The organism is Caulobacter sp. (assembly GCF_039596335.1).
In the GTDB taxonomy this organism is placed as follows: domain Bacteria; phylum Pseudomonadota; class Alphaproteobacteria; order Caulobacterales; family Caulobacteraceae; genus Caulobacter.
In genome coordinates, this window is record NZ_JBCNJZ010000004.1 from 164,384 (window position 1) to 184,830 (window position 20,447).

The following is a 20,447-nucleotide window of genomic DNA, read 5'->3' on the forward strand; positions in this document are numbered from 1 at the left end:
GAAACGAGAAGCCCGCCCGGAGCGATCCGGGCGGGCTTTTTGTTGTCAGATCTTGAGGGTTTCTCTGAGGATCCGGGCCGCCGAACCGAAGACCTCGGCCGCCTGTCCCTTGGGCTCGGAGATCACCGCCGGCACGCCTTGGTCGCCGCCCAGGCGCACGGCGATCTCGATCGGGACCTGGCCCAGCAGTGGAACCTTCAGGCGCTCAGCCTCGGCCACGCCGCCGCCCTCGCCGAAGATTGGGATCGGCGCGCCGGTCGAGGGATCGGCGAAGAAGGCCATGTTCTCGATCAGGCCCAGGATCGGCGTGGCGGTCTTCTCGAACATCACCGCCGCGCGGCGCGCGTCGATCAGGGCGATCTCCTGGGGCGTGGTCACCAATACCACTCCGTCAATGCGCAGCTTCTGAACGAGCGTCAGCTGGACATCGCCGGTGCCCGGCGGCAGGTCGACGACCAGCACGTCCAGCGGCTGATCTTCCGAGCCCCAGGCCACGTCGTGGATCATCTGGCGGACGGCCGAAGACGCCATAGGTCCCCGCCAGATCATCGCCTTGCCCTCGTCGACGATGAAGCCGATCGACATCACCTTGATGCCGTGGGCTTCCAGCGGTTGCAGCTTGTCGCCCTCGAACAGCGGATCGCCGTCGACGCCCATCATCTTGGGGGCAGAAGGGCCATAGATGTCGGCGTCCAGCAGACCCACGCGCAGGCCCATCTTGGCGAAGGCGACGGCGAGGTTGGTCGAGACGGTGGACTTGCCCACCCCGCCCTTGCCCGAGGCCACGGCGATGACGTGGCGGACGTGGGCGGGCTTTTCGGCTTCCGGCGGCGGGACGATCCGCGCCTGGGGGTCTTCCTTGATCGATGCGCCCTTGCGCACCCGGGTCGCGCCCTCGGCGGCCTCGGAGGTCAGCACGACCGAGATCTTCTCGACGCCGGGCAAGGCGGCCAGGGCCTTTTCGGCCTGATCGCGGATGGGGATGTAGCGGCCGACCTGGCGGGCCGGCACTTCCAGCACGAAGCCGGCGCGGCCCTCGCGGACCACCAGGCCCTGGACGAGGCCGGCGGTCACCAGCCCCTTGCCGCTGGCCGGATCGACGATGAGGTCCAGCGCCGTGCGGGCGTCGTCGAGAGTAGCGGTCACGGGCGGGCCTCCTAATACAGGGGGCCTCATATCCGCGTGACGGCTCGGTTTTACAAGACCGGGCCGCTCCTAAGGGATTCTACCGCTCGACGATGTCGCGCTGCTGCGGGGCCAGCTTGGCCAGCAGCTTGTTCTGCGCGGCGAAGGGCACGCCCTCCTTGTCCATCGCGAACTGCAGGTTCTCGATCAAGGCGTTCATGTCCTTGTTGGTCGTGCCCTGGTCCTTGTGCGAGTCCTTCATGTTGCGGCCCGTGTAGTCGCAGCCGCCGCCCAGGATGTAGCAGAACTGCTCCTTCAGGGTCCGTTTCAAGCGCACCTTGTCGGTGGCGGCGAAGAAGTCCTTGATGCGCGGGTCGGCGAAATTGCGCTCGACCATGGTCTCCACGATGCGGTCGATGCCCGCCTTGCCGTGGAAGGCCTCGAAGGTCTTCTGATCGGTCATCGGGGTCGCGTCGGCGTTGGCGTTCGACTGCTTGTAGGCCTCGATCGGGACCTCGCCGGGGACGTTGGTCATCTCTTGGGCCAGGGTCGAACCCGACAGGGCGATCGCGGCGAAGCCGGCGAGAATGAAGGTCTTCATGGTCGCTATCCCTTAGAAGCCGGCCTGCAGCGACAGGTACAGCCCGCGCTGGTTCTTGAAGGTGGCGATGTCGCCCAGGTCCACATAGGCGGCGGTCACCGACAGGGTCTTGTTGACCGCATAGGCGACGAACAGGTCCTTCCAGTCGTCTTCCTTAGCGAAGCCCAGGTTGCTGGGCTTGGTGCGGTACTCGGCCCCGACCACCAGGCGCTTGCTCAGCAGATAGCCCGCCGAGCCTTCGAACTGCGGCTTGTAGCTGTCGTTCTTGTCGCCGCCGAAACCCAGCAGGCCCATCTGGTTGGCCTTGGTCAGGCGCACCGTGCCGTTCAGCACCAGCGACTTGTCCAGCAGCAGCTTGGTGGCGGCGACATAGACGTCGACGCCGCTGTCCTTCTTGGCGCCGACGGCGCGGACGATGGCGTCCTGGTTGTTGTCCTTGTACTGCACGCCGACCGCGACCTGCGGGATCCAGCTGTCCTGTTCGTAGACGGCGTCGCCCAGCACGCGGATCTTGGCGCCCAGCACCGTCTGCTTGAAGGTGAAGCCCTTGCCGAGACCCAGCTTGGCGCCCGTGGCGCCGGTGTCGAATTCCTGACGCGTGGCCGACAGCTCGACGCGGTCATGCCAGCCCAGAGCGCCGCCGAACGCGCGCAGCTTGTAGTCCTTGACGTCGACATAGGTCCCATGGACCTCGCCGCCGACGCCGCGATTGGTCTCGTTGCCGGCGATCACGGCCCAGGTCGAAAGACCGCCGCCCGCCCCGCCCTCGACCGAACTGACCCCGTGGGTCAGCAGCAGCTTGCCGCCGGTCTCGATCTCGCCGGCGTGCGCGCCACTCGCAGCGCAAGCGCCCAGGGCCGTGGCCGCCAGCGCGGTCCGCAAAAGTCGTTTCATGAGGCCCCTCCAAGTCGAGCCGGCCGCGAGCTCTGCCGCAGGCCGACGCGCAGGACCCTTGACGCCAAAGTTCTTACGGAGAGTTTTCGAGTATAGCCGAAAACCCAAAACAGGTTGTCGCACCCCATGTCGCAGCTGCGACACCGTAACAGCCCTGTTAACGCGCATTTCACTCCGCCCAAGCTAGGAGAAGTCTGATGAAACGTATCGCTCTACTTCTGATGGCTGCATTCTGGGGCGGACACGCCCTGGCAGGCGATTTCACGGCCACCGTGCGGGGCGCCGACGGCAAGCCCGTGGCCGACGCCGTGGTCATGGTCTATCCGAACGGCCAGCCGACCAAGGGCCCGATAAAGTTCCCCTGGGCCTATCGCGTGGCCCAGCAGAACATCCAGTTCACCCCGTTCGTCCTGGTCGTCCCGGTGGGCGCGGACGTGTCGTTCCCGAACCTGGATAAGGTGCGCCACCACGTCTACTCGTTCTCGGCCGGCAACAAGTTTGAGATCAAGCTGTACGGCCACGAAGAGAACCGCACCGCCAAGATGAATGCGGCGGGCGTCGCGGCCATCGGCTGCAACATCCACGACCAGATGGTCGGGTTCATCCGCGTGGTCGACACCGCCTATGCCGGCAAGACCGACGGCAATGGCGTGGTCACCATCCAGAACGTCCCGGCCGGCGCCGTCGTCGCCAAGGTCTGGCACCCCTATCTGCGCGGCATGAAGAACGAAAAGACCCTCACGACCACCAGCCTCCCCGCCGGCGCGGCGCGCGAGGCCGTGACCATCGAGTTGAGGGCGCCAGCCGCACACTGATGTTCCAGCGCCTCCAGACCAAGCTCACCGTGCTTTACGCCGGGCTCTTTGCCCTGGCGCTGAGCCTCGTGGCGGTGACGGTCTATGTGGCGATCGCCAGCAACGCTCAGCGCACCGTGCGCCAGGAGCTGGCCGCGTCCGGCACAGTGTTCGACCGCGTCTGGGCCCTGCGCACCCAGCGCCTGCAGGACGGCGCCGACCTGCTGTCCCGCGACTTCGGCTTCCGCGCCGCCATCGCCACCCATGACCGCCCGACCGTGGAGTCGGCCGTCACCAATCTGCGCCAGCGCCTGGGCCTGGACCTGGCCTTCACCGTCGGGGTCGACGGCGACGTGACGGGCATGGATCCCCAGCGCCTGGACCTGGAAAAGCTGTGGAGCGCCTTGGACGCCGAGGACGGCGCGCAGGGCGTCTTCGCCATCGACGGCCAGCCCTATCAGCTGATCTCGGCCCCGATCCTGTCGCCGACCCTGACCGGCTGGATCGTCTTCGCCGCCCGCCTGGACGAGCCGGAGATGCGGGCCCTGGAGAAGCTGTCGGCCATCGGCCTGGACGCCCAGGTCTTCGACCAGCGCGGCGGGGCCTGGATCTCGGCCGACCACGGTCCGGTCAACTCCGCCCTCGCCGCCTTTGTCGGCCAGGCCATGCACGACAAGCTGAGCGAGCCTCGGATGCTGCGCGGCGGGGCCGACAGCCTGGTGCTGGTCAAGCCGATCACGACCCTGGACAAGGCCTCGGGCGCAGCCCTGGTCCTGCGCTACCCCATGGCCCAGGCCATGGCCCCCTATCGCCCGCTGATGGGCGCCGTGGTCATTGTCGGCCTGATCGGCGCGGCTCTGGTCGCCGCCGCCAGCTGGGCCCTGTCGCGCGGCATCTCCAAGCCGATCAGCGCCCTGGACGAGGCCGCCCAGCGCCTGCAGCGCGGCGAAGCGGTCGCCGTCGAGGTCACGACCCGAGACGAGATCGGCCGCCTGGCCCAGAGCTTCAACCTGATGGCCGAAGAGATCCGCGAGCGCGAAGCGGAGATGACCCGCCAGGCCCTGCACGACGGCGAGACCGGCCTGCCCAACCGTCGCGCCCTGGAGCGCACGATCGAGGGCCGCTTGGCCGCCGCCTCGGCCAACCAGCAGGTCGTGATCAGCGCCATCGGCTTCGACCGCTTCCCGCAGGTGCGCGCCGCCATCGGCTACGAACTGGCCACCGAACTGGTCGCCAAGCTGGGCCAGCGGATCATGGACATCGCCCCGGGCGTGCTGGTCGGCCGGCTGACGACCTCGATCCTGTGCGTGGTCTCGGATCGCGACGACCTGGACGAGGTGCTGACCGCGGCCGACGCCGTCCTGTCCAAGCTGGAAGCGCCGATCTGCCTCGGCGGCGAGCCCGTCGACGTCCACATCACGCATGGCCTGGCCGCGACCGGCGCCGGCGAACTGGACGCCGCCCGCCTGATCGAGCGCGCCCTGATCGCCCTGGACCAGGCCCGCGCCGCCCACAAGAAGCTGATGGCCTTCGACGCCGAGGCCTATGGCGACCCGTCCGCCAACCTGTCCCTGATGAGCGAGATGCTGGAGGCGGTGCGCAGCGGCGCCCTCTATCTGAATCACCAGCCCAAACTCGACCTGCGCACCGGCGCGATCAGCGGCGTCGAGGCCCTGGTGCGCTGGACCCACCTGACCCGCGGCTTCGTGCGTCCGGACCTGTTCGTCGACATGGCCGAGGAGACCGGCCACATCCGCGCCCTGACCGACTACGTCCTGGCCCAGGCCATCAAGGACCAGGCCAAGCTGCGCGCCGCCGGCCACGACGTGCTGATGTCGGTCAATGTCTCGGGCCGCCTGATCGACGACGCCGACTTCGCCGACTTCGCCATCGCCCAGGTCCAGGCCGCCGACGCCCGCGTCTGCTTCGAGATCACCGAGACGGCCGTGATCGGCAATCCCGACGTCGCCCTGGGCGTGCTGGAGCGCTTCGCGGACGCCGGCATCTCCGTGTCGATCGACGACTACGGCTCGGGCCTGTCGTCGCTGGCCTATCTGAAGCAGATCCGCGCCGACGAACTGAAGATCGACAAGGCCTTCGTCATGACCCTGGAATCGGGCGGCAAGGACGCCCTGCTGGTCAAGTCGACGGTCGACCTGGCCCATAGCCTGGGCATGAAGGTCACCGCCGAGGGCGTTGAAACCCGCGAGGCCCTGGCTGCCCTGCAACTGATGGGCTGCGACCTGGCCCAGGGCTATTTCGTCGCCAAGCCGATGGGCCTGGACAAGCTGATCGACTTCCTGGGCGAATGGTCCATCGACCTGCCCGCCGAGGCTCCGGCCCGCAAGCTGGCCTAGGCCGCTCCCTTCAGACCGACGCCTTCAGCAAGTCCATCACGTGGTGCAGGCTGTCGGCGATGTGCACGCACTTGTCGTGCATCTCCTCGTTGGGATCGAGGATGTCGGGGACCATCACCGTCATCATGCCGGCCGCGTGGGCGGCGCGCACGCCGGGGTGGCTGTCTTCCAGCGCCAGGCAGTGGATCGGATCGACGCCGATGCGCTGGGCCGCCAGCAGGTAAGGATCGGGATTGGGCTTGTGCCGGGTGACGTCCTGGTGGGCGACCACCGCGTTGAAGCGGTGCAGCAGATCGAAGCGCCCCAGGTACTTCTCGACCGACAGCATGCCGTTCGAGGTGGCGATGCCGCGCGGCAGGCCCCGATCGTCCAGATAGTCGAGGATCTCGACCACCCCGGCCTTCAGCCGGGTCTCGGCGGCCAGCAAGTCTTCGACGTCCGACCAGACCCGCTCGAAATAGGCCCGGACCGGGAAGTTTTCGCCATAGAGCTCGGCCAGCAGGAGGGCCGATTCCGGGTTGGTCTTGCCGACCAGCGCCGCATAGGTCGCGCCGGTGAACTCGATCCCGAAGACCGACCCCGCCTCGATCATCGCCGCCCGATAGACGGTTTCGGTGTCCAGCAGCAGGCCGTCCATGTCGAAGACGACCGCGTCGACGCGGCGGGGAAAGCTCACTTGTAGAACTCCTCGACCTTGTAGCCCTGAAAGTAGAGCAAGGTCGTCAGGTCGGTGTGGTCGACCTTGGCGTGGGCCTGGGCCGCCACGATCGGCTTGGCGCGGTAGGCCACGCCCAGGCCGGCGGCCTCGATCATCGCCAGGTCGTTGGCCCCATCGCCCACAGCCAAGGCGTCGGCCGGGGTCAGGCCCAGCGCCGAGGTCTCTTCGTTGAGGGCGGCCAGCTTGGCTTCCTTGCCCAAGATCGGATCGCCGACTTGGCCCGTGAGCGCACCATCCAGCTCGATCAGGGTGTTGGCGCGGTTCAGGTGGAAGCCCGCGGCCTGCGCCACCCGGCTGGTGAAGAAGGTGAAACCGCCCGAGACCAAGGCGCAGCGCGCGCCGTGCTGGGCCATGGTGCGAACCAGGGTCTCGGCCCCAGGGTTCAGCTGCACCCGCTGCTCGTAGCAGGTCTGCAGCGCCTCGACGCCCAGGCCCTTCAGCATGCCGACTCGCTCGCGCAGGGCGCCCTCGAAGGCCAGTTCGCCGCGCATGGCCCGCTCGGTGATCTCCGAGACCTTGTCCTTGACCCCGGCGAAGTCGGCCAGCTCGTCCAGGCATTCGACATTGATGATCGTCGAGTCCATGTCGGCGATCAGCAGGCGCTTCTTGCGGCTCTCGGCGGGCTGGACCACGAAGTCGATCGGCTGGTCGCCGATGGCGCCGGCCACCTTGGCGTTCAGGTCGGCGATCTCGCCGGACGCCAGAAGGTCGACGGCGTCCGGGCCCAGAACGACGGGCTCCCCCAGACCGAGGGAGCGAGCGACGGTTTCGGCGCCAGGGCCGACGAGCGTGATGGCGAGCATGAGCCGGGGCGCTAAGCCGTCCGCCCCCGCCCGTCAACCCGCTTGAGCCTAATCACCCATGCCGGTGCAGCGCTTCATCAGCGCGACGCCGGCGTTGCGCCCCGCGTCGCGGACGTTGGCGCCGGCGATGTCGGCCTTGATCGAACCCAGCAGGCCCACAACGCCGGCCTCATAGGTCTGGGTGGCGCTGAGCCCCTGGCTGGCCCCTTCGGCGAAGGCCTCGTCCATCATCACCTTGCCCTTCAGGCCCAGAGCGCTGAACAGGGTCTGCACGGCCTTGCCATTGGACTGCTTGGCGAACATCTCGGGGCTGGTGTCGGCCACCTTGCCCAGGATCAGCAGCACCGCGCCGCAGCCGGCCTTCTCGCTGGCGGCGGCCGACAGCGGCGCAGGCGCGGGCAGCTGCGTCCCCAGCGGGGCCGCGGGCGCTTGGGCGGCCCGAGGGTTCACGTCGGCGTAGGCCAGCGCAGGCATGAAGGCTGCGACAAGGCTGGCCGCGATGAGGTAAGACCGACGCATGAGCTCTCCCGAGTCTGACGCAACCTTGGATAATCCCCAGGCCGACAGCTCCCGCATCTTTCTGATCGCGGGGCCGACGGCAAGCGGCAAGTCGGCCTATGCCCTGCGCCTGGCCGAGACGACCGGGGCTGAGATCGTCAACGCCGACTCCATGCAGATCTATGCGGGCCTTCGGGTGCTGACGGCCGGACCGTCGCCCGAGGAGACCGCCCAGGCCCCGCACCACCTGTTCGGCGTGGTCGACGCAGCCGTCGGTTGGTCGGTCGGCCGTTGGCTGGAGGCGGCGACCAAGGTGCTGGCCGAGATCGAGGCGCGGGGAAAGCCGGCTATCGTGGTCGGCGGCACCGGCCTCTATTTCCGCGCCCTGACCCATGGCCTGGCCGACGTGCCGCCGGTGCCCGAGACCCAGCGCGAGATCTCCGGCTTGCTGTACGCGGCCCGAGGCGAGGAAGACTTCCGCGAGATCCTCAAACCCCTGGATCCCGAGGCCGAGGCCCGCATCGAGGTGGGAGACCGCCAGCGCCTGGTCCGCGCCCACGCCGTGGCCATCGCCACCGGCAAGTCGCTGACCGCGTGGCAGACCGACACCAGGCCCGCGTTGCAGCCCGGGACGTGGACGGGCCTCGTGCTGGATCCACCCCGCGCCGACCTCTATGCCCGCTGTGACGCCCGCCTGGCGGTGATGGTCGAGCAAGGCGCGCTGGACGAGGTGCGAGCCATGGAGGCCCGCGGCCTGGATCCGTCCCTCCCCGCCCTCAAGGCCGTAGGCTATCGCGAATTCGCCGCCCACCTGCGCGGCGAGACCACGCTGGACCAGGCCCTGGACGCCGCCCGCCAGGAGACACGCCGCTACGCCAAGCGCCAGCTGACCTGGTTCAGAAACCAGACGCCGGACTGGAAGCGGGTCAGCGTTCCGTGACGACGGCGCCGTTGGCGACCAGCTGCGGCCTGACGATCAGCTTGTAGTCCTCGTCGAACATCTGGGCCTTGATCTGCTCCAGGGCGTCGATCACCCGCGCCTCGGCCAGCTCGACCGGCTTGGCGATGACGTCGCACGCCGCGTCCGGCGCCTGGTCGACCTGGCCGGTCTCGGTGGCGCGCAGCGGCTCGGTATTGGTGTCGGTACAGGCCAGAAGCCCGGTCATCGAGTAGAAGCAGATCTCGCGCTGCAGATAGGATTCAACGATCCAGGCGCAGGGGATGGCCGACACCGTCACGCCGTCGGGCAGGACCGGAACCGCGCCGGGCTTGACGATCGTGCGCAGGAAGATCTGGTGACGCACCACCGCGTTCTCGGTGCGCCCGCCCTTGGTCAGGGTCAGCGGCCGAGCCTTCTGGGCGATCGGCGCCAGGCGCTGCAGCTGCGGCGGCTGAGGCGCGGGAGCGGTTGCGGCCGGCGGCGTAGCGTCTTGCACGAACACGAAGACCTCCAAGGTTGAGCTTCACCATGGTTGGCACGGAGGCGCAATCTTGGCGATAGCGCTCGGTGGTTTTCAGACCGCCTCGCCCCGCCTATGGAAGGGTCAGATCAAAGGAAACCCGATGTCCGACCTCAACGCCGCCGCCGAACGCGTCGCCACTCTGCTGACCGCTCGCGGCGAGACCGTCGCCATCGCCGAGTCCTCGGCCGGCGGTCTGATCTCGGCGGCCTTGCTGGCGGTGCCGGGCGCATCGAAGTTCTATGTCGGCGGCGCGGTCGTCTATACGGCCCGGGCCCGCCTGACCCTGATGGACATTCCGCAGAAGGCCATGGACGGGCTGCGCTCGGCCAGCGAACCTTACGCCGTGCTGCTGGCCCGCGTGGCCCGCAAGAACCTGAAGGCGACCTGGGGCCTGTCGGAGACCGGCGCGGCTGGCCCGGACGGCAACCGCTACGGCGACGCGCCCGGCCACTGCTGCATGGCCGTGGTCGGCGAGGAAGCCTCGGTCAGCACGACGCTGGAAACCGGCAGCGACCAGCGCGCCTCGAACATGCAGGCCTTCGCCGCCGCCGCCCTCACCTTCCTGGCCGACACCCTGGAAGCCCAGGCCTAAACGACCGCGAACAGGGCGTAGGCGAACTCGTCCATCGCCCGCTGGGTCAGGCCGGTATTGTTCAGCAGCACGACGGTGGTCTGGTCGTCGAAGCGATGGCCCAGCACCGAGCGGTAGCCGGCCGCCTGGCCCGTCTCCCAGGCGAAGACGCGCGGCAGGCCGTCAGCGAACATCGCGTTCACACGACCGCCCAGGGCGTAGTCCTGGTCGGGCCAGCCCACGGTCAGCAGCGCCTTCTTGCGCGCCGGCGGCAGGAACGGACTGTCGAAGATCGCATGGGCGGCCTTCAGGAGGTCGCCCGCCGTGCTGGCATAGCCGCCGCTGGCCGCGAAGAACGGGAAGCGGTCGTTCGCCTGGCGGACCAGCGGCTCCAGCGTCCGGTACGAGACGGCCAAGTTCGGCGGATCGACCGGCGTGGTGCGCGTCAGGCCCAGCGGCGTGATCACCAGCTGAGCCATCGCGTGGGCATAGGGCTTGCCGGTCACCGCCTCGAGGATCGCCGTGACGATCACCCAGTTGGTCAGGGCGTAGTCGAACCTGGTCCCCGGCTCGAAGGCCAGATCGCCCGAGCACCACAGCTTGACCGCTTCCGCCGTCGTAAAGCGCTTCTTGAACAGGTCGGGATCCGGATTGGCCTTGGTCCAGGTCGAAAAGCCGTTAGGGATACCGCTGACATTGGTCAGCAGGTGACGCAGCTTGACCTTGCCCCCGGTATCGGCGCGGTAGTCGGGCAGATACGTCGAGATCGGCGCGTCCAAGTCGAGCTTGCCGACCTCGACCAGCTTCAGCACCGCCGTCGACGTCAGCCACTTGGAGATGGAGGCGATGACATAGGGCGTGTCCAGCGTCGTCGGGGTCTTGGCCTCAATGTCGGCGAACCCGACGGTGCGCGAATAGATCGGCTTGCCGGCCTTGCCGATCAGCACCACGCCCTGGAACGGCTGGGTCTTGAGGAAGGCGTCGACGGCCCGGTCCGCGGCCCCACCCGACAGCACCCCTGCCGACGCCTTTTGCGCCACCCCGAAGGCGGCCGCTCCAGCCAGAAATTCGCGTCGTCCGAACACTGAGAGGCTCCCCGATTGCGGGAGCGCGACCGTGACGGGTCAAACCTGCCCCTGTCACGTGAAACTCCGGTAAGGTCGCACCGCCCGATAGAGGCAGAACCTTGCGGCAATCAGCGCCTTGACGCTCCATCGGGCGCATGTCATGACCCTTTCCACAAGTTTGGAGCAAGACTCGTGCGCAAAACCATGATCGTACTTATGGAGCGGCCGTTCGCGGCGTGACCTCGAAGTCACGACGTAGCTCGGTCGCGCGCGCAAAGGTCCTTCGGGGCCTTTTTTCTTTTCCGCCTGTCATTTCCAGCATCCCACCGGATCAGTCCCCATGACCGCCCATCAGACCATCGAGAGCAAAGCTCCCGCCCAGACTGCCGATCGCGCCATGACCGGCGCCGAGATCGTCGTGCGCGGCCTCGTGGACCAGGGCGTCGAAGTCCTATTCGGCTATCCGGGCGGCGCGGTCCTGCCGATCTATGACGCGCTGTTCCACGAGCCGCGCCTGCAGCACATCCTGGTTCGCCATGAGCAAGGCGCGACCCACGCCGCCGAGGGCTATGCGCGCTCGTCGGGCAAGCCGGGCGTCGTCCTGGTCACCTCGGGCCCCGGCGCGACCAACGCCATCACCGGCATCATGGACGCCCTGATGGACTCGATCCCGATGGTCGTCATCACCGGCCAGGTCCCCACGCATCTGATCGGCACCGACGCCTTCCAGGAAGCCGACACCGTCGGCATGACCCGCTCGTGCACCAAGCACAACTACCTGGTCAAAGACGTCCGCGACCTGCCGCAGATCATCCACGAGGCCTTCAAGATCGCCACCACCGGCCGCCCGGGCCCGGTGCTGATCGACATCCCCAAGGACGTCCAGTTCGCCAAGGGTGAGTATTTCGGCCCGACCGAGGTCGCCTCGAACCACGCCTATTCCCCGAAGACCAAGGGCGACGCCAACCGCATCGCCGACGCGGTCAAGATGATCGCCGGCGCGCGCCGTCCGATCTTCTACACCGGCGGCGGCGTCATCAACGCCGGCCCCAAGGCCAGCGAAGCCCTGCGCGAGCTGGCGGCCCTGACCGGCGCGCCGGTGACCTCGACCCTGATGGGCCTGGGCGCCTTCCCGGCGGCCGATCCGGCGTGGCTGGGCATGCTGGGCATGCACGGCACGTTCGAGGCCAACAACGCCATGCACGATTGCGACGTTATGGTCTGTGTCGGCGCCCGCTTCGACGACCGCGTCACCGGCCGCCTGGACGCCTTCTCGCCGGGCAGCAAGAAGATCCACATCGATATCGACGCCTCGTCGATCAACAAGAACGTCCGCGTCGACCTGCCGATCGTCGGCGACGCCGGCTCGGTCCTGGAAGACATGATCGCCGCCTGGAAGGCCGGCGGCCATCAGCCGAACAAGGCCGCCCTGACCGACTGGTGGAGCCAGATTGACGCCTGGCGCGCCCGCCAGTGCCTGGCCTACAAGCGCTCGGAAACGGTCATCAAGCCGCAGTACGCCATCGAGCGTCTGTACGAGCTGACCAAGGACAAGGACGTCTACATCACGACGGAAGTCGGCCAGCACCAGATGTGGGCCGCGCAGTTCTTCCGCTTCGAGGAGCCGAACCGCTGGATGACCTCGGGCGGCCTGGGCACGATGGGCTACGGCCTGCCCGCCGCTCTGGGCGTGCAGCTGGCCCATCCCAAGAGCCTGGTCGTCGACATCGCCGGCGAAGCCTCGATCCAGATGTGCATCCAGGAGCTGTCGACGGCGATCCAATTCGACCTGCCGGTCAAGATCTTCATCCTGAACAACGAGTGGATGGGCATGGTCCGCCAATGGCAGCAACTGCTGCACGGCGAGCGCTACAGCCACTCCTATTCCGACAGCCTGCCCGACTTCGTGAAACTGGCCGAGGCCTATGGCGCGGTCGGCATCCGCTGCTCGGACCCGGCCGAACTGGACAGCAAGATCCTGGAGATGATCAACAGCGACAAGCCGGTGATCTTCGACTGCCGCGTCGAGAAGCACGAGAACTGCCTGCCGATGATCCCCTCGGGCAAGGCTCACAACGAGATGATCATGGGCGAGGTCGAAGACATCGGGAACGTTATCGGCGAGGCTGGCGCGGGGCTGGTGTAACGCTGTTGCGTTTGCCCCTCCCCTCATTCGTCCCTGTGGCATAGAAGCGATCCATGACCGCCAACGTCCAACCCGCCCCCGCCTCGGCCTATGACCTTAGCCCCTCGGAACAGACCGAGCAGACGGCGACCTTCGCCCTGCTGGTCGATAACGAGCCCGGCGTGCTGCATCGCGTGGTCGGCCTGTTCGCCGCCCGCGGCTACAACATCGAAAGCCTCACGGTCGCCGAGACCGACCGCAAGGCCCACACCAGCCGCATCACCGTGGTGACCCGCGGCACCCGCCAGGTGCTGGACCAGATCGAGGCCCAGCTGAACAAGGTCGTGAACGTCCGCCGGGTGCACGACGTGACCCGCGATCCCAACGGCGTCGAGCGCGAGCTGGCCCTGGTCAAGGTGCGTGGCTCGGGCGTCGACCGCGTCGAGGCCCTGCGCATCGCCGAGATCTTCCGCGCCAAGCCGGTCGACACCACCCTGGAAAGCTTCGTGTTCGAGATCTCGGGCGCGCCGTCCAAGATCGACAAGTTCCTGGACCTGATGCGCCCCCTGGGCCTGGTGGAACTTTCGCGCACCGGCGTCCTTTCCATCGAGCGGGGCGTCGAAGGCATGTAGCGGAGTGGGCGGATGAGCCTGACAGGACTGATCGCGGGGCTGGCCCTCGCTGTCCAGCAGGCCCCGCCTCTTCCCGATCCAGCGGTCTGGTGGTCCCCGGAGATCCCCCGGCCGCCGCCCGAGGCCGAGCCGCTCTACAATCGGCGGCTGGGCCGCAACGAGCAGCCGATCCCGATCGACAACGGCGTCGAGCCCCTGCTCTACCGCCTGTGGGGCCTGCAGCCGCTGCAGAGCCAGGTGCTCAAGCGCGGCGAACTGATCCTGGAAGTCTGGGCCCGGCCCGCGCGCGGCGTGCGCCAGGCCGTGGTCCGCGTCACCCTGCGCCGCGACGGCCGCGCCTTCGTTCAGGCCCGCGCGGGCCTGGGTTGCTGCACGCCGGAGATCGGCCGCCGGGTCGATATCGACGCCGAACTGGCCGAGCCGCAGATCGCGCCACTGAAAGCCCTGCCGGCCGATCCGGCCTGGAGCCAGCCGCGGGCGGTGATCGTCGACTATGGCGGCGGCGCGGTGACGGCGCTGTGCGTCGACGGTGTCTCGTGGGATGTGACCCTGGTCGTCCCCGGCCAGGCGAGGCATCTGCGCCGCGCCTGCGACGACGCCGAGGTCGGCTCGATCGCCCCGATCCTGACCGCCGCCCTGGGCGCCGCCGTCGGTCGCGACCCGCGCTTCGACGCTGTGCTGCCGCGCGGCGCGGACTTCTCGCGCCAAGCCTCGGCCTATATTTCGCTGGTCGAGAGCGGCGGGGGACTGCGAGCCGGCGACAGCAATCGCACCCAGCCCTCCGCCGTGCCGGTCGGTCCCGACGCGGACGAGGAGCCTACGCCCCCGCCATTTGTTCCGGCTGCTCCCGCAGGCGCGCCACGTCCCTGAGCGGCGGCGCGCCAAACAGCCGGGCATATTCGCGGCTGAACTGCGAGGCGCTGTCATAGCCGACCGAATGGCCGGCGGTGGCGGCGTCCAGGCGCTGGACCAGGATCAGGCGGCGGGCCTCCTGCAGCCGGATCTGCTTCTGGTACTGCAGCGGCGACAGCGAGGTCACGGCCTTGAAATGCTGGTGCAGGGCCGAAGCGCTCATCCGCGCCTCTTCGGCGACGGCGTCGATGCTGAAGGGCTGGTCGAAGTTGCGCTTGATCCAACCGATGGCGCGATTGACCTGGCGAAGGCGACCGTCGCGGCGGGCGATCTGGGCCAGACGCGGACCGTGCTCGCCGGTCAGCAGGCGGTACAGGATCTCGCGCTCGATCAGCGGGGCCAGCATCGGGGCGTCGTCCGGCGTGTCCATCAGCGCGACCATGCGGCAACAGGCGTCAAACAGCGCCGGCGTCATGGCGCCCGCCGACAGGCCACCGACCAGTGGGACGGCCGCGTCCAGGCGCGCGGCCAGGCCCGCCTCCATGATCATCTCGCTGACCAGGGTCGGGTCCAGGGTGATGCGGAACGACAGGTACGGCGCCTCGGGCGAGGCCTCGATCACCTGGCCGGCCACCGGCACGTCGACCGAGGCCAGGAAGAAGTTGTGCGAGTCGTAGTGGTGGACCACGTCGCCGACCAGCACCCGCTTGCGGCCCTGGGCCAGCACACAGAAGGCCGGATCATGCACGGCGTGGTTGGGTTCGCTGGGCTGGTGCACGCGATACAGGCCTACACGCGGCCCGCAGCAGGTCTCGTGCGGGCCCTCGCCCGGCGTGAATCGTTCAATCAGGGCGGCCAGCGCCTCGCGCGTGCTCATCGGATTTCCTTGTCGGTGCGAGACTATTTGTAAGCCTTGCACGATCCTCCGTCACGCGACGGCGTTCGGTTGCGGAGGATCGTGCAATCATGCCGGAGCATCGGTCTACCGGCTGGACGCCCCGGCCCTGCATAGTGGCCTCGTTCCGCTTCCCCGGCGGAACCGCCCCCAAAATTCAAGCTCATGACGCGACGCGCAAGCGACCCATCCGGTCGCCGGGACCGTCGTCGTACCCGCCCCACCTGACTGGAGGATCGCCCATGTTCATGTCCGCCATCGTTCCCCACATCCCCGTCGCCGGCGTCTGGACCTCGCCCGACGGGCGCATCAGCCTGGAACTGCGCGCCGACGGCCGCTTCATCGAGACCCACGGCGGCTTCCTCGACGTGTTCACCGGCGTCTACGTCCTGGAGGGCGAGACCCTGAAACTGTTCGAGGACCGCGGCGCGGTGATCGAAGGCACGCTGGTCGATGGCCGCCTCAGCCTTGGGACAGCCTGAAGCCTCCCCTTCCATCGACGCTCCGAACCCCCTATACTGGAAATGTCCGGTTTCGGCCGGACTATGGGGATAAACGCGCACGTAATAAGCGGACTGGACCCGGGTGCGATTCCCGGCGGCTCCACCAATCTCTCCCAAGTTATCATGGGACTGCATGGGGCCGATCAGCATCGACAGACGTGTAAAGGTGTATTGCTTTCTCTCGGCTTGGCCCACCGTTTCGGGCCTTTATCTAAATGCGAACGATAACTTCGCTGAAGAGTTCGCCGTCGCCGCGTAATGCGGTGCAGGTGAATTCGCCTCTTAAGTCCTAGGGGTTCAGATCCCTAGGCGGGGCCCGGAGGGAGCCTGCCAACAGAATCCCTCCACTTTTCTTCTCCTCGACATCGTTAGCGCCCCCTCCGTCACGAGGCTGGGCCTCGCGCCACCTCCCCCGTTTCACGGGTGAGGAGGATGTCCTTCCTCCCCTGCGAAGCGGGGGAGGTGGATCGCGGCGGATACGCGGCGAGACGGAGGGGGCGCATCAGGGCGGGATTCAACCGTCACACGTCTTTGCGCGAGGCCTTCGACGCGTTACGTTCGGAATCTCGTTTCCAGTACGAAGTATCGACGCCGCGCATGTCCCAGAACCAACCGCCCGAAGACCTCATGCAGTACGAGGCCATGGCCCAGGACGCCCTGCGCGGCGTGGTCAAGGCGGCGCTCAAGAAGGCGGCCGCTCCGGGCGGCCTCCCCGAGCCCCACCACCTGTACATCACCTTCAAGACCAAGGCGCCGGGCGTCTCGGGTCCGCAGGACCTGCTGGGCAAGTATCCGGACGAGATGACCATCGTCCTGCAGCACCAGTACTGGGACCTGTCGCCGGGCGACGCGTTCTTCTCGGTGACGCTGAAGTTTGGCGGCCAGCCCAAGCGCCTTCAGGTGCCCTATGCGGCCCTGACCCGCTTCTACGATCCGTCGGTGCAGTTCGCCCTGCAGTTCTCGGCCCCCGAGATCATCGAGGAAGAGCCCGAGCCGGAAGCCGAACCCGAAGCCACGCCGCCCACCGGCGACGAAGGCCCCAAGATCGTTTCGCTGGACCAGTTCCGCAAGAAATGACCGACATCGCCTCGGACGCTCCGCAGACCCTGACGGACGAGGCGATCCTCGAGCGCTTCCGCGCCTCCAAGAACCAGCCGACCGGATCCCAGACCCTGGGCTTCGAGCTTCTGGCCGTACGCCAGGCCGACCGCGAGGTCGAGGTGGGCTTCACCGCCCGCGCCGACCTGCTGTGCAACCCGATGGGCCAGATCCAGGGCGGCTATGTCTGCGCCATGCTGGACGAGGCCATGTCGGTGGCCGGCATGATCAGCTCGGGCATGACCCACGTGGTCCCGACCCTGGAGATGAAAACGAGCTTCCTACGCCCCGCCATGCCGGGCCGCCTGCGCGGCGTCGGCCGGGTGGTGAAGTGGGGCCGCACCGTCTGCTTCACCGAGGGCGAGCTCTACGACGCCGAGGGACACCTGCTGGCCAAGGCCAGCGGTACGGCGATCCCCACGCCCTTCGCCAGCTTCAAGAAAAGATAGGCCCATGCGGACGGCGGCGGCGATCATCGGACTTGTGGTCCTGCTGTTCTCGCCGCCCGCCACGGCCCGCGACAACGCGTTCGCCGACTGGGCCGCCGTGGTGGTCGCCGGCGACTACCAAGCCCACGAGGGCGGCCCCACCGAGGCCTTCGACAACGCCCGCCGCGACGTCTCCAAGACCCTTGTCCAGCTGGGCTTCGACAAGACAGCGATCCGCCAGCTGTCGGTGCGCCCGCAGCGCTATCCGAACGAGGCGCCCGGCCGCGCCGATGTGAAGACCTTGCGCGAAGCCCTGCTCAAGGGCGCCCAGACCTCCAAGGCCGGATGCCTGTTCTACATCAGCACCCACGGCAGTCCCGACGGGGTGATTCTCGGCAAGGCCATGCTGCGCCCCAATCGCCTGGCCGCCATGCTGGACGAGGCCTGCCCCAACCGGCCCAGCGTGGTGGTGATCTCCGCCTGCTTTTCGGGCGTGTTCATTCCGGCCCTGCAGAAGAATGACCGGCTGATCCTGACCGCCGCGCGACCGGACCGCGCCTCGTTCGGCTGCGGCGAGAGCGACAAGTATCCCTATTTCGACGACTGTTTCCTGTCGTCCGCGCCCCAGGCCAAGGACTTCGCGGCCCTGGGCGCTGGGGTCCAGGCCTGCGTGGCCCGCAAGGAGAAGGAGACCGGCGCCGAGCCCGCCTCCGAGCCCCAGGTCTGGGTCGGCGCCGCCTTGCGCCCCATGCTGCCGCTCTACGCCTTCCAGCATTCGCGGCCTCGGGCGCCCTGAACAGCCCAACGCGACGCGATCCGGTTTGACCCTGGCGTCAACCACGTTACACCAGGGTCGGAAGTTTCCGCTTCTGATCTAGGGGACATCGTTGACGTCGCGTGTATCGCCCGCAGCCGCCTTCGCGGCGGCCTTCCTCGCCCTATGGTCCATCACCGGAGCCGAGGCGCGCGCCCAAGACGCCGCCCCGCCCGCCAGCGATCCGGCCCTGAACGCCGGTCCGCGCCCCTATACCAGCCTGCGTCCGCGCCGTGTGCGCCCCGCGCCGCGCCCGGCCGCTGTCGCGCCGCCGGCCGCCGCCGCCACGCCCGCAGCGGCCCCGGCCACGATCGTTCCGCCGCCCGCTCCGGTCGCCGGCGTCGCGCCCCTGCCCGCCCCGCAGCTGGAAGCCTTCGTCGACGGCGTCGTGCGCCGGGCGATGAGCCGCGACCACATCGCCGGCGTCACCATCTCGGTGGTCCAGAACGGCCAAGTGGTGCTGAAGAAGGGCTACGGCTTCGCCAATCTGGGCCAGCACAAGGCCGTCGATCCGGACAAGACCCTGTTCCGCGTCGCCTCGATCTCCAAGACGTTCACCTGGATCGCCCTGATGAACGAGATCGAGGCCGGCCGCATGCGCCTGGACGGCCCGGTCAACCTGTACCTGCCCGAGCCGCTGCAGATCAAAGACCAGGGCAAGAAGACCCAGGTCCGCCTGCGCGACCTGATGACCCACACCGGCGGCTTCGAGGACCGGGCCCTGGGCCAGCTGTTCGAGCGCGATCCCAACCGGGTGCGGAACCTGGCCGACTACCTGCGCCAGGAGCGTCCGCGCCGGGTGCGCGAGCCGGGCCTGCTGCCCAGCTATTCCAACTACGGCGCGGCCCTGGCCGGCGCGGCGGTGTCCAACGTCGTCGGCAAGCCGTTCGAGCAGCTGGTCAGCGAACAGATCATCCTGCCCACGGGCATGACCCGCACGACCTTCCGCGAGGCCCGTCCCTGGCGCGACGGCCTGCCCGCGCCCATGAACGAGACCTTGGCTGCCGACCTGTCGGACGGCTACTCGTGGACTTCAGCTGGCTGGCGCGTCCAGCCCCGCGAGTTCATGGGCCAGGTCGCTCCGGCCGCCTCGGCCTCGACCACGGCGGCCGACATGGCGCGCTACATGATGCTGCTGCTGAACAACGGCACGCTGGACGGCAAGACCGTCTTCTCGCCCAAGACCGCCCAGGCGTTCCGCACCTCGATGTACCGCCCCGCCCCGGAAGCGGCCGGCTGGAACGCCGGCTTCCAGGAGATCGCCCTGCCGGGCGCCCGTCGCGGCTTCGGCCACGGCGGCGACACGCTGTACTTCCACTCGAACATGGTCCTCGCGCCGGACCTGGGCCTGGGCATCTTCATCTCGGTCAACACCGAGAGCGGCGGCAACCTGCCCGCCACCCTGCCCGCGACGATCGTCGAACACTTCTACGCCTCGGCTCCGGCCGTGCCCGCCGACAGCGCCATCACCTACGACCAGGCTCGAGCCTATGAGGGCGAGTACCTGACCACCCGTCGCGCCTATGGCGGGCTGGAGGGCTTCACCAACCGCATCATCCGCCGCGCCATCATCCGCGCCACGCCGGACGGCCGCCTGTCGGTCATCGAGGGCGGCGTCACCACCCTGTTCAACGGCACCGAGCGCCCCGGCGTGTTCCGCGCCGTCGACGGCGCCCAGACCCTGGTCTTTGACCCGAACGGCGACAAGCCCTCGCGCTTCTACGCCACCCGCGGCTTCGCCACCTACGAGCGGGTCGGCTTCTTCCGCTCGGCCGGCCTGCTGGCCTGGGCGGCGGTGCTGACAGGCCTGGCCAGCCTGGCCACCATCCTGGGCGTGTTCGTCCGCAACCGCCGCGAGGCGCGCCAGACCCCGGTCCAGGCCCGCGCCAGCCAGATGCAGATCATGCAGTCGGTGCTGTGGCTGGTCTCGGCCGGGTGCTTCGGCATGTTCGCCCTGCGCGCCGCCGACGAGAGCGCGGTGTTCTTCGGCTGGCCCAGCGGCTGGCTGCTGACAGGCTCGGCCTGCGCCCTGGTGGCCTCGGTGCTGGCAGTCCTGACCATGGGCGCTCTGCCGATGGTCTGGCGCGGCGGTCGTCGCGTCGACAGCTGGAGCGGCTGGCGCAAGGTGGCCTTCACCTACAGCGCCTTGCTGTTCGTCCTGCTCAGCGTGCTGCTGGGCGCCTGGGGCTACCTGCTGCCCTGGAGCTGA

General features: G+C 68.3%; 21 protein-coding genes, 1 other RNA gene and 1 pseudogene. 14 read left to right on the plus strand and 9 right to left on the minus strand.

The features are described 5' to 3' along the window. Window positions 1–45: 45 nt before the first annotated feature. The 3 genes from ABDW31_RS09840 to ABDW31_RS09850 all read right to left on the minus strand — a co-directional run bounded on the left by ABDW31_RS09840 (window position 46) and on the right by ABDW31_RS09850 (window position 2,620). A complete protein-coding gene (locus ABDW31_RS09840; protein WP_343698572.1) occupies window positions 46–1,146 on the minus strand; it encodes an Mrp/NBP35 family ATP-binding protein in 1,101 nt (366 codons plus the stop codon). Between the two features lie 79 nt (window positions 1,147–1,225). Next, complete coding sequence (locus ABDW31_RS09845) at window positions 1,226–1,726, minus strand: group 1 truncated hemoglobin (protein ID WP_221444712.1); 501 nt, start codon at window positions 1,724–1,726, stop codon at window positions 1,226–1,228. 12 nt (window positions 1,727–1,738) lie between these two features. After that, window positions 1,739–2,620 (minus strand): DUF3034 family protein, encoded by an 882-nt coding sequence (locus ABDW31_RS09850; protein WP_343698573.1) that lies wholly within the window; start codon window positions 2,618–2,620, stop codon window positions 1,739–1,741. Window positions 2,621–2,817: 197 nt separating this feature from the next. Here ABDW31_RS09850 and ABDW31_RS09855 point away from each other — a divergent pair, with 197 nt between their 5' ends. Together ABDW31_RS09855 and ABDW31_RS09860 are read left to right on the plus strand one after the other, a co-directional pair. Next, window positions 2,818–3,435, plus strand: coding sequence for a methylamine utilization protein (locus tag ABDW31_RS09855; protein WP_343698574.1), 618 nt, complete (start codon window positions 2,818–2,820; stop codon window positions 3,433–3,435). Continuing rightward, complete coding sequence (locus tag ABDW31_RS09860; protein ID WP_343698575.1) at window positions 3,435–5,771, plus strand: EAL domain-containing protein; 2,337 nt, start codon at window positions 3,435–3,437, stop codon at window positions 5,769–5,771. Before ABDW31_RS09855 ends, ABDW31_RS09860 begins: the two co-directional genes overlap by 1 nt. A 10-nt stretch (window positions 5,772–5,781) precedes the next feature. Here ABDW31_RS09860 and ABDW31_RS09865 read toward each other — a convergent pair whose 3' ends face one another. The 3 genes and pseudogenes from ABDW31_RS09865 to ABDW31_RS09875 all read right to left on the minus strand — a co-directional run bounded on the left by ABDW31_RS09865 (window position 5,782) and on the right by ABDW31_RS09875 (window position 7,811). Next, complete coding sequence (locus ABDW31_RS09865; protein ID WP_343698576.1) at window positions 5,782–6,447, minus strand: HAD family phosphatase; 666 nt, start codon at window positions 6,445–6,447, stop codon at window positions 5,782–5,784. Then, a pseudogene (serB, locus tag ABDW31_RS09870) lies at window positions 6,444–7,130 on the minus strand (phosphoserine phosphatase SerB); the annotation flags it as partial. The pseudogene serB and the gene ABDW31_RS09865, both read right to left, overlap by 4 nt. Window positions 7,131–7,340: 210 nt before the next feature. Continuing rightward, window positions 7,341–7,811 (minus strand): hypothetical protein, encoded by a 471-nt coding sequence (locus tag ABDW31_RS09875; protein ID WP_184721106.1) that lies wholly within the window; start codon window positions 7,809–7,811, stop codon window positions 7,341–7,343. Between ABDW31_RS09875 and miaA the strand changes: the two genes are divergently transcribed. Continuing rightward, window positions 7,810–8,730 (plus strand): tRNA (adenosine(37)-N6)-dimethylallyltransferase MiaA, encoded by a 921-nt coding sequence (miaA, locus tag ABDW31_RS09880; protein WP_343698577.1) that lies wholly within the window; start codon window positions 7,810–7,812, stop codon window positions 8,728–8,730. The genes ABDW31_RS09875 and miaA overlap by 2 nt on opposite strands. On the opposite strand, the gene ABDW31_RS09885 is transcribed toward miaA, so the two are convergent. Beyond that, entirely contained in the window at window positions 8,717–9,232 is a 516-nt protein-coding gene (locus ABDW31_RS09885; protein WP_343698578.1) for a hypothetical protein, read from the minus strand. The two genes, miaA and ABDW31_RS09885, sit on opposite strands and share 14 nt — an antisense overlap. Window positions 9,233–9,353: 121 nt before the next feature. Here ABDW31_RS09885 and ABDW31_RS09890 point away from each other — a divergent pair, with 121 nt between their 5' ends. Beyond that, a complete protein-coding gene (locus ABDW31_RS09890; RefSeq protein ID WP_343698579.1) occupies window positions 9,354–9,845 on the plus strand; it encodes a CinA family protein in 492 nt (163 codons plus the stop codon). On the opposite strand, the gene ABDW31_RS09895 is transcribed toward ABDW31_RS09890, so the two are convergent. Then, complete coding sequence (locus ABDW31_RS09895; RefSeq protein WP_343698580.1) at window positions 9,842–10,909, minus strand: serine hydrolase domain-containing protein; 1,068 nt, start codon at window positions 10,907–10,909, stop codon at window positions 9,842–9,844. The two genes, ABDW31_RS09890 and ABDW31_RS09895, sit on opposite strands and share 4 nt — an antisense overlap. 174 nt (window positions 10,910–11,083) lie before the next feature. On the opposite strand from ABDW31_RS09895, the gene ABDW31_RS09900 reads away from it, so the two are divergent. The 4 genes from ABDW31_RS09900 to ABDW31_RS09915 all read left to right on the plus strand — a co-directional run bounded on the left by ABDW31_RS09900 (window position 11,084) and on the right by ABDW31_RS09915 (window position 14,518). After that, window positions 11,084–11,131 (plus strand): hypothetical protein, encoded by a 48-nt coding sequence (locus ABDW31_RS09900; protein ID WP_184724067.1) that lies wholly within the window; start codon window positions 11,084–11,086, stop codon window positions 11,129–11,131. A gap of 100 nt (window positions 11,132–11,231) precedes the next feature. Then, the gene (locus ABDW31_RS09905; RefSeq protein ID WP_343698581.1) at window positions 11,232–13,037 is read left to right on the plus strand and encodes an acetolactate synthase 3 large subunit; all 1,806 of its coding nucleotides are present in this window, start codon (window positions 11,232–11,234) and stop codon (window positions 13,035–13,037) included. 53 nt (window positions 13,038–13,090) lie between these two features. After that, on the plus strand, window positions 13,091–13,648 hold the full coding sequence (ilvN, locus tag ABDW31_RS09910) for an acetolactate synthase small subunit (RefSeq protein WP_184721124.1): 558 nt from the start codon (window positions 13,091–13,093) through the stop codon (window positions 13,646–13,648). A gap of 12 nt (window positions 13,649–13,660) precedes the next feature. Then, a complete protein-coding gene (locus tag ABDW31_RS09915) occupies window positions 13,661–14,518 on the plus strand; it encodes a hypothetical protein (RefSeq protein ID WP_343698582.1) in 858 nt (285 codons plus the stop codon). Here ABDW31_RS09915 and ABDW31_RS09920 read toward each other — a convergent pair. Continuing rightward, window positions 14,466–15,377 (minus strand): AraC family transcriptional regulator, encoded by a 912-nt coding sequence (locus ABDW31_RS09920; protein ID WP_184721128.1) that lies wholly within the window; start codon window positions 15,375–15,377, stop codon window positions 14,466–14,468. The two genes, ABDW31_RS09915 and ABDW31_RS09920, sit on opposite strands and share 53 nt — an antisense overlap. Before the next feature lie 260 nt (window positions 15,378–15,637). Here ABDW31_RS09920 and ABDW31_RS09925 point away from each other — a divergent pair, with 260 nt between their 5' ends. From ABDW31_RS09925 to ABDW31_RS09950, 6 genes are all read left to right on the plus strand, one after another. Then, complete coding sequence (locus ABDW31_RS09925) at window positions 15,638–15,877, plus strand: Atu4866 domain-containing protein (RefSeq protein WP_343698583.1); 240 nt, start codon at window positions 15,638–15,640, stop codon at window positions 15,875–15,877. Between the two features lie 5 nt (window positions 15,878–15,882). Beyond that, window positions 15,883–16,247, plus strand: a transfer-messenger RNA (tmRNA) gene (ssrA, locus tag ABDW31_RS09930). Window positions 16,248–16,495: 248 nt separating this feature from the next. Next, window positions 16,496–16,975 (plus strand): ClpXP protease specificity-enhancing factor SspB, encoded by a 480-nt coding sequence (locus ABDW31_RS09935; RefSeq protein ID WP_343698584.1) that lies wholly within the window; start codon window positions 16,496–16,498, stop codon window positions 16,973–16,975. Continuing rightward, a complete protein-coding gene (locus ABDW31_RS09940; protein ID WP_343698585.1) occupies window positions 16,972–17,445 on the plus strand; it encodes a PaaI family thioesterase in 474 nt (157 codons plus the stop codon). Before ABDW31_RS09935 ends, ABDW31_RS09940 begins: the two co-directional genes overlap by 4 nt. A 4-nt stretch (window positions 17,446–17,449) precedes the next feature. Further along, complete coding sequence (locus ABDW31_RS09945; protein WP_343698586.1) at window positions 17,450–18,220, plus strand: C13 family peptidase; 771 nt, start codon at window positions 17,450–17,452, stop codon at window positions 18,218–18,220. 91 nt (window positions 18,221–18,311) lie between these two features. After that, entirely contained in the window at window positions 18,312–20,447 is a 2,136-nt protein-coding gene (locus ABDW31_RS09950) for a serine hydrolase domain-containing protein (protein ID WP_343698587.1), read from the plus strand.

Coding starts and splice junctions, on each gene's coding strand:
- ABDW31_RS09845 (WP_221444712.1), bottom strand. CDS start 1,726: ATGAAGACCTTCATTCTCGCCGGCTTCGCCGCGATCGCCCTGTCGGGT.
- ABDW31_RS09850 (WP_343698573.1), bottom strand. CDS start 2,620: ATGAAACGACTTTTGCGGACCGCGCTGGCGGCCACGGCCCTGGGCGCT.
- ABDW31_RS09855 (WP_343698574.1), top strand. CDS start 2,818: ATGAAACGTATCGCTCTACTTCTGATGGCTGCATTCTGGGGCGGACAC.
- ABDW31_RS09860 (WP_343698575.1), top strand. CDS start 3,435: ATGTTCCAGCGCCTCCAGACCAAGCTCACCGTGCTTTACGCCGGGCTC.
- miaA (WP_343698577.1), top strand. CDS start 7,810: ATGAGCTCTCCCGAGTCTGACGCAACCTTGGATAATCCCCAGGCCGAC.
- ABDW31_RS09875 (WP_184721106.1), bottom strand. CDS start 7,811: ATGCGTCGGTCTTACCTCATCGCGGCCAGCCTTGTCGCAGCCTTCATG.
- ABDW31_RS09890 (WP_343698579.1), top strand. CDS start 9,354: ATGTCCGACCTCAACGCCGCCGCCGAACGCGTCGCCACTCTGCTGACC.
- ABDW31_RS09905 (WP_343698581.1), top strand. CDS start 11,232: ATGACCGCCCATCAGACCATCGAGAGCAAAGCTCCCGCCCAGACTGCC.
- ilvN (WP_184721124.1), top strand. CDS start 13,091: ATGACCGCCAACGTCCAACCCGCCCCCGCCTCGGCCTATGACCTTAGC.
- ABDW31_RS09915 (WP_343698582.1), top strand. CDS start 13,661: ATGAGCCTGACAGGACTGATCGCGGGGCTGGCCCTCGCTGTCCAGCAG.
- ABDW31_RS09920 (WP_184721128.1), bottom strand. CDS start 15,377: ATGAGCACGCGCGAGGCGCTGGCCGCCCTGATTGAACGATTCACGCCG.
- ABDW31_RS09925 (WP_343698583.1), top strand. CDS start 15,638: ATGTTCATGTCCGCCATCGTTCCCCACATCCCCGTCGCCGGCGTCTGG.
- ABDW31_RS09935 (WP_343698584.1), top strand. CDS start 16,496: ATGTCCCAGAACCAACCGCCCGAAGACCTCATGCAGTACGAGGCCATG.
- ABDW31_RS09940 (WP_343698585.1), top strand. CDS start 16,972: ATGACCGACATCGCCTCGGACGCTCCGCAGACCCTGACGGACGAGGCG.
- ABDW31_RS09945 (WP_343698586.1), top strand. CDS start 17,450: ATGCGGACGGCGGCGGCGATCATCGGACTTGTGGTCCTGCTGTTCTCG.